Consider the following 6,000-nt stretch of genomic DNA (forward strand, 5'->3'; position numbering starts at 1 on the left):
GACCGGAACGAGGGCATGCCGAGCCACAGCGAGGCACCGAACGAAAGGGGCAAGAGCGCTTGGTTACTTGGCGCTTCTCCAAGTGACTCGCCGTAAGGGCGGAACCAATAGCCGCCGTTACCGCAGAAACGGATATGTCCCCCTAGCGTTTAAAACCTCCAAGACAGATTCAATCACTTCCAGGCGCAAACAAAAGATTCGGCGCCAACCGCTGATACCCTTCCTGCTCCAGCCGCATGTCCAACATCAGACTGGTCAAATCACCCGACAGCGCTTCAGCATCAGCATCGTTTTCCAGGTACAACAACTTCAGGTAACTGCGACAACCGGGACACACTTCAGCCCGCAACGGCGCCTGATTGGCGGCATGGCGGTCATCATCAAAGCTGACATATTCAAGACCCTTGCTCTGCTCGCAATACACGCATTTGACCCGCACCACATGCCATTCGCAGGCGCACAGCGAACACACCAGATAGCGCAAGCCATTATGTTTACCGCGATGCCGGATCACCCCCGCCATCGCCGGCGAACCGCACGCCGGACACTGGTTGAGACTGTCACCGGGTTTCAAGAACAGATCAGGCGTATTCAGCAACCAATGACTCCAGACAACCTGCAATGCAGCGCCCAGAAATGGCACCAACGCCGCAGGCAGCAACGCGAACTGGCCACTGACCAAAGCAATTGCCCAGGCCTTGAGCTGACCGGCACCGGCATTGCGCAAGCGGGTTATCGCACTCTCGACTTCCAGTTGCGACGGTGGCTGATGACGGCGCAACAGCGCATCGAGCCAAGGCAACCAATCGTCCTCGCGCACCAGACTGTCGGCAGCGAACGGCGGCAAGCCATGCTGCTGGCAAACCCGCAGACGTTCAGGGTCCGGCAACGCAGCGACGGGCGGATCGTCCATCAATTGCTGCTGAACATCACACAGCCCGGCCACCAAAAGCAGGTAATCGGCCAAAGGATGCCCCTCAGCCAACCGTTCCAGTCGCTGCGCGCGCAACGCGAACAGGTTATTCGGCGGCAGGTGCAGAAACGGCGGAGAACTCGCCGCCGCTTCAATCTCGCCAGGCTCAAGAGTCGTCGCCAAGGTGCTTATCCTTTTTTACTGATCGGTCGCTCAGGGTGTTCATCGCGCGTCACTTCCCGGTACCAGAGTTCATGGTGTTTCCTTGCCCAGGCGCGGCTGACCCAGCCATGCACCATGGCGCTCACCGAGCCCTTGATCCAGATACCGGCGTAGATGTGCACGATGATGCTCAACACCAATACAAATCCCGCCAAGGCATGCAGCAACATCGCCCAGCGAATCGCGGTGATGCCGAAATACTCGCTGAAATACGCGCGCCAGATCACCAACCCGCTGAACAGCAACACCAGCATGCACAACAGCAACGTCCAGAACAGCAGCTTCTGCCCCGGGTTGTATTTGCCGATCGGCGGCACGCCCTCCTCCTCGTTCTGGATCACCCGCCCGACGCGGCGCAGCCACAAACGGTCATTGCTGATGAAGAAATTGGCCCTGAAGAATTGAATCACCAGCCCCAGGAACAGCACGAACATCACCACGCCCATGAACGGATGCAGGATGCGCGTCCACGGCCCGCCACCGAACAGGTTGCTGAGCCAGAACAACGCCGGATGAAACAGCGCCAGCCCTGACAGTGCCGCCATCAAAAAGAAGATCGCCACCAGCCAGTGATTGGTGCGCTGGTTCGGGGTGTAGCGCAGGATCTGTCTGCGGATCATGGTCTGTCCTCCCCGCGCGGATCGAAGGTGTGCACCGCCGGATCGACTTCGTGTACCGCCGGGTCTTTGAGGATCGGAAGTTCGTCTTCCTCAACCAGCTGCGGACCAATGCGCACGTAATGGAAAAACCCGGCCAGCACCGCCAGCCCCATGGCCAGCAAGCCCAGGGGTTTGCTCACGCCTTTCCACAATTCCACCAGCGGACTGATCGTCGGACTGTTCGGCAAACCGGCGTACAACACAGGCGTGTCGGCGTGATGCAACACGTACATGACGTGCGTGCCGCCCACGCCTTCGGGGTCGTACAGGCCGGCATTGGCGAAGCCGCGGCTCTTGAGGTCGACGATGCGTTCGGCGGCGTGCTCCTTCATGTCGTCCTTGGTGCCGAACACAATCGCCCCGGTCGGACAGGTTTTCACGCAGGCCGGTTCCAGTCCCACAGCGACCCGGTCCGAGCACAACGTGCACTTGTAGGCCTTGTGATCCTTTTGCGAGATCCGCGGGATGTCGAACGGGCAACCGGTGATGCAATAGCCGCAACCGATGCAGTGATCCTGATCGAAATCGACGATGCCGTTGGCATGCTTGATGATCGCCCCCGGACTCGGGCACGCCGCCAGGCAGCCCGGCTCGGCGCAATGCATGCAGCCGTCCTTGCGGATCAGCCATTCGAGATTGCCGGCGTCGGTTTCGTGCTCGGTGAAGCGCATCAGGGTCCAGGTTTCCGCGCTCAGGTCCTGGGGATTGTCGTAAGTGCCGAGGTTGTGACCGACGTCGTCGCGCAGCTCGTTCCATTCCGAACAGGCGACCTGACAGGCTTTGCAACCAATGCACTTGGTAGTGTCGATCAGCTTGGCCACTTCCTCCTGATTGCGCACCGACGGCGAAACCGTCGTGGTGGCCGAGCGAGCAATGATGTCTTGGCTGGCCATTTACACTTTCTCCACGTTGACCAGGAATGACTTGGATTCCGGGGTCTGAGTGTTGCCATCGCCGAGGAACGGCACCAAGGTGTTGGTCAGGTACCCGTGACGCGTGAGCCCGGTAAATCCCCAGTGCAACGGGATGCCGATCTGGTGCACCACCTGATTGTTGACCTGCAACGGACGTATCCGCTTGGTCACCACCGCCACCGCTTCGATATGCCCGCGCTTGCTGCTGACCCGCACCCGGTCACCGGCGACGATGCCTTTTTCCTTGGCCAGCACCTCGCCGATCTCGACAAATTGCTCGGGCTGGGAAATCGCGTTGAGCTTGCAGTGCTTGCTCCAGAAGTGGAAATGCTCAGTCAGGCGGTAGCTGGTGGCGGCGTACGGATAATCCTCGGCCACGCCGAGGGAGTCCCACACCGAATCGAAGATCCGCGCCGCCGGGTTACTGGTGGCTTTCTTGTTTTCCGGGTGCAGCGGATTGATGCCGATGGGCGTTTCGAATGGCTCGTAGTGTTCCGGAAACGGGCCTTCGTTCATCTTGTCCACGGCGAAGAATCGCGCCACGCCTTCGGGGTTCATGATGAACGGATTCATCCCGGCTTCCGGTGGCGAGTCGGCCTTGAAGTCCGGCACGTCGGTGCCGCCCCAGACTTTGCCGTTCCACCACACCAGGCGTTTTTTCTCGTCCCACGGTTTGCCTTGTGGGTCGCACGAGGCGCGGTTGTAGAGAATCCGTCGGTTCGCCGGCCAGGCCCAGGCCCAGCCCTGATGCTGTTTCATGCCGTACGGATCGCTGTTGTCGCGCCGGGCCATCTGGTTACCGGTCTCGGTCCAGCTGCCGCAGAAAATCCAGCAGCCTGAAGCCGTGCTGCCGTCGTCCTTGAGTTGGCCGAAGCCGGCGAGTTGCGCATTGCCCTTGATCGCCACACCCGTCGCATCGGTGAAGTCGGTGGTGGCGTAGCCGTTGATTTCCCTGGCCAGCTCTTCCGGCATCGGTTCGTCGGCAATCTTGTAGGGCCACGACAGTTTGAGGATCGGGTCGGGATAAGCGCCGCCATTGGCTTGATAGCGTTGACGCAGACGCAGGAACAGCTCGCTCATGATCTGCACGTCCGTGCGCGCTTCGCCAGGGCCGTCAGCGCCTTTCCAGTGCCATTGCAGCCAGCGGCTGCTGTTGACCAGAGAGCCGTCTTCCTCGGCGAAACAGGTGGTGGGCAGGCGAATCACTTCGGTCTGGATGCCGTCGGTTTGCACGTCGTTGTACGGCCCGACGTTGCGCCAGAACTCCGAGGTTTCGGTGGACAGCGGGTCCATCACCACCAGCCATTTCAGCTTGGCCAGCGCCGCCATCACCCGGTTTTTGTCGGGCAACGCGGCAATCGGGTTGAAGCCCTGGCACATATAGCCGTTGACCTTGCCCTGCCCCATCAGGTCGAACACTTTGAGGATGTCGTAGTTGGGGATGTCGAGTTTGGGCAAATGGTCATACGCCCAATTGTTCTCGAGCGTGGCGTTGCCGCCGTACCAGGCTTTCATCAGGCTGACGTGGAATTTGCTGTAGTTCTGCCAGTAGGACAGCTGCCCCGGCCGCAATGGTTTTTGCGTGCGTTTGGTGATGTAGGCGTTGTAATCCTGCTCCGCGTCCTGCGGCAACGTCAGATAGCCCGGCAGCGCATTGGACAGCAGCCCCAGGTCCGTCAGCCCCTGGATATTGGAGTGCCCGCGCAGGGCATTGACGCCCCCGCCCGGCATGCCGACGTTGCCCAACAGCAATTGCACCATGGCGGCACTGCGAATGATCTGCGAACCGATCGAGTGCTGCGTCCAGCCCAGGGCATAGAGAATCGTCATGGTCTTGCCGGGTTGCGAGCAGGTGGCGATCTCCTCCCAGATCTTTTGCATGGCCTCCACGGGCATGCCGCAAATCTGACTGGCCAGCTCGATGTTGTAGCGGCTGTAATGCTGCTTCATCAATTGGTAGACGCATCGCGGGTCTTGCAAGCTGGGATCTACCTTGACGAAGCCGTCGTCACCGAGCTCATAACCCCAGCCGGACTTGTCGGTATACGCACGCTTGGCCACGTCGTAACCGCTGAATATTCCGTCCTCGAAGCCATACCCGGCTTTGACGATGAACGACACGTCCGTGTAATTGCGCACGTATTCGTGCTGGATCTTGTCCTCGGTCAGCAGGTAATTGATCAGCCCGCCCATGAAGGCGATGTCGGTGCCGGTGCGGATGGGCGCGTAATAGTCGGCCACGGACGCGGTGCGGGTGAATCGCGGGTCGACCACGATCAGCCTCGCGGCATTGTGCGCCTTGGCTTCGGTCACCCATTTGAAACCGCACGGGTGCGCTTCTGCTGCGTTGCCGCCCATCACCAGGATCAGATTCGCGTTGGCGATATCAGTCCAGGTATTGGTCATGGCACCACGGCCGTACGTCGGGGCAAGACTTGCCACCGTCGGGCCGTGTCAGACACGCGCCTGGTTATCAAACCCCAGCATGCCGAGACTGCGAATGACCTTGTGGGTGATGTAACCCGCCTCGTTGGACGCCGCCGAAGCCGCAAGGAAACCGGTGGTCAGCCAGCGGTTCACCGTTTGGCCCTGGTCGTTCTTCTCGATGAAGTTGGCGTCGCGGTCGGCCTTCATCAGGTCGGCGATGCGATCCAGCGCTTCATCCCAGGACACCCGCGTCCATTCGCTGCTGCCCGGTTTGCGCACCTGCGGGTATTGCAGGCGGCCGGGGCTGTGAATGAAGTCCAGCAGGCCTGCGCCTTTGGGGCACAGCGTGCCGCGATTGACCGGATGGTCGGCATCGCCTTCGATGTGGATGATGTTTTGCGCGACATTCTTGGCCGCATCGCCCTGGCTGTACATGATCAAGCCGCAACCGACCGAGCAGTACGGGCAGGTGTTGCGGGTTTCATGAGTGTGGGCAAGCTTGAAGTGGCGCACCTGCTCGGCGAAGGCCGGCGCCGGGGCCATGCCCAGCGCGCCGAGGCTCGAGCTTGCAAGGCCGATACCGGCGACCTTGAAGAACTGACGACGGTTGAGGTCCATCGTGCACTCCTGATCAGGTGAAGACCCGGCACTTTTGCCGGTTTTTTTCTGGACGATCACGGTAGCGGCAGACGGGCTGCCGACACTTCAAACTCTAGACAATGCTGTTGCGGACAGTGTGAAAACCGACAGCCGGCCCGGCATCTTCCCCGGTGGGAGGGAGCCTGTGGCTGATGGATTTTGTGGTGGGGGGATAAATCCCCTCACCACAAAACCTCCTCTCCACAAATCCACCCTCCACACGGCT

At 60.5% G+C, this 6,000-nt stretch carries 4 protein-coding genes; all 4 read right to left on the reverse strand.

The genetic code is table 11. The annotated features are described in order from the left end of the window. Positions 1-169 precede the first annotated feature (169 nt). Genes fdhE through fdnG form a run of 4 tightly spaced genes read right to left on the reverse strand, consistent with a single transcriptional unit; the run spans position 170 to position 5,753 of the window. Positions 170-1,096 (reverse strand): formate dehydrogenase accessory protein FdhE, encoded by a 927-nt coding sequence (gene fdhE, locus PMI01S_RS28515; protein WP_084323415.1) that lies wholly within the window; start codon positions 1,094-1,096, stop codon positions 170-172. A 5-nt stretch (positions 1,097-1,101) separates the two neighbouring features. After that, entirely contained in the window at positions 1,102-1,755 is a 654-nt protein-coding gene (locus tag PMI01S_RS28520) for a formate dehydrogenase subunit gamma (protein WP_084323416.1), read from the reverse strand. Then, a complete protein-coding gene (gene fdxH / locus PMI01S_RS28525; protein ID WP_084323417.1) occupies positions 1,752-2,687 on the reverse strand; it encodes a formate dehydrogenase subunit beta in 936 nt (311 codons plus the stop codon). The genes PMI01S_RS28520 and fdxH overlap by 4 nt, the downstream gene beginning before the upstream one ends. Continuing rightward, a complete protein-coding gene (gene fdnG, locus PMI01S_RS28530) occupies positions 2,688-5,753 on the reverse strand; it encodes a formate dehydrogenase-N subunit alpha (RefSeq protein WP_139273047.1) in 3,066 nt (1,021 codons plus the stop codon). Positions 5,754-6,000 lie beyond the last annotated feature (247 nt).

The sequence above is a fragment of the Pseudomonas migulae NBRC 103157 genome, from assembly GCF_002091715.1.
GTDB classification, from domain to species: Bacteria; Pseudomonadota; Gammaproteobacteria; order Pseudomonadales; family Pseudomonadaceae; genus Aquipseudomonas; species Aquipseudomonas migulae_A.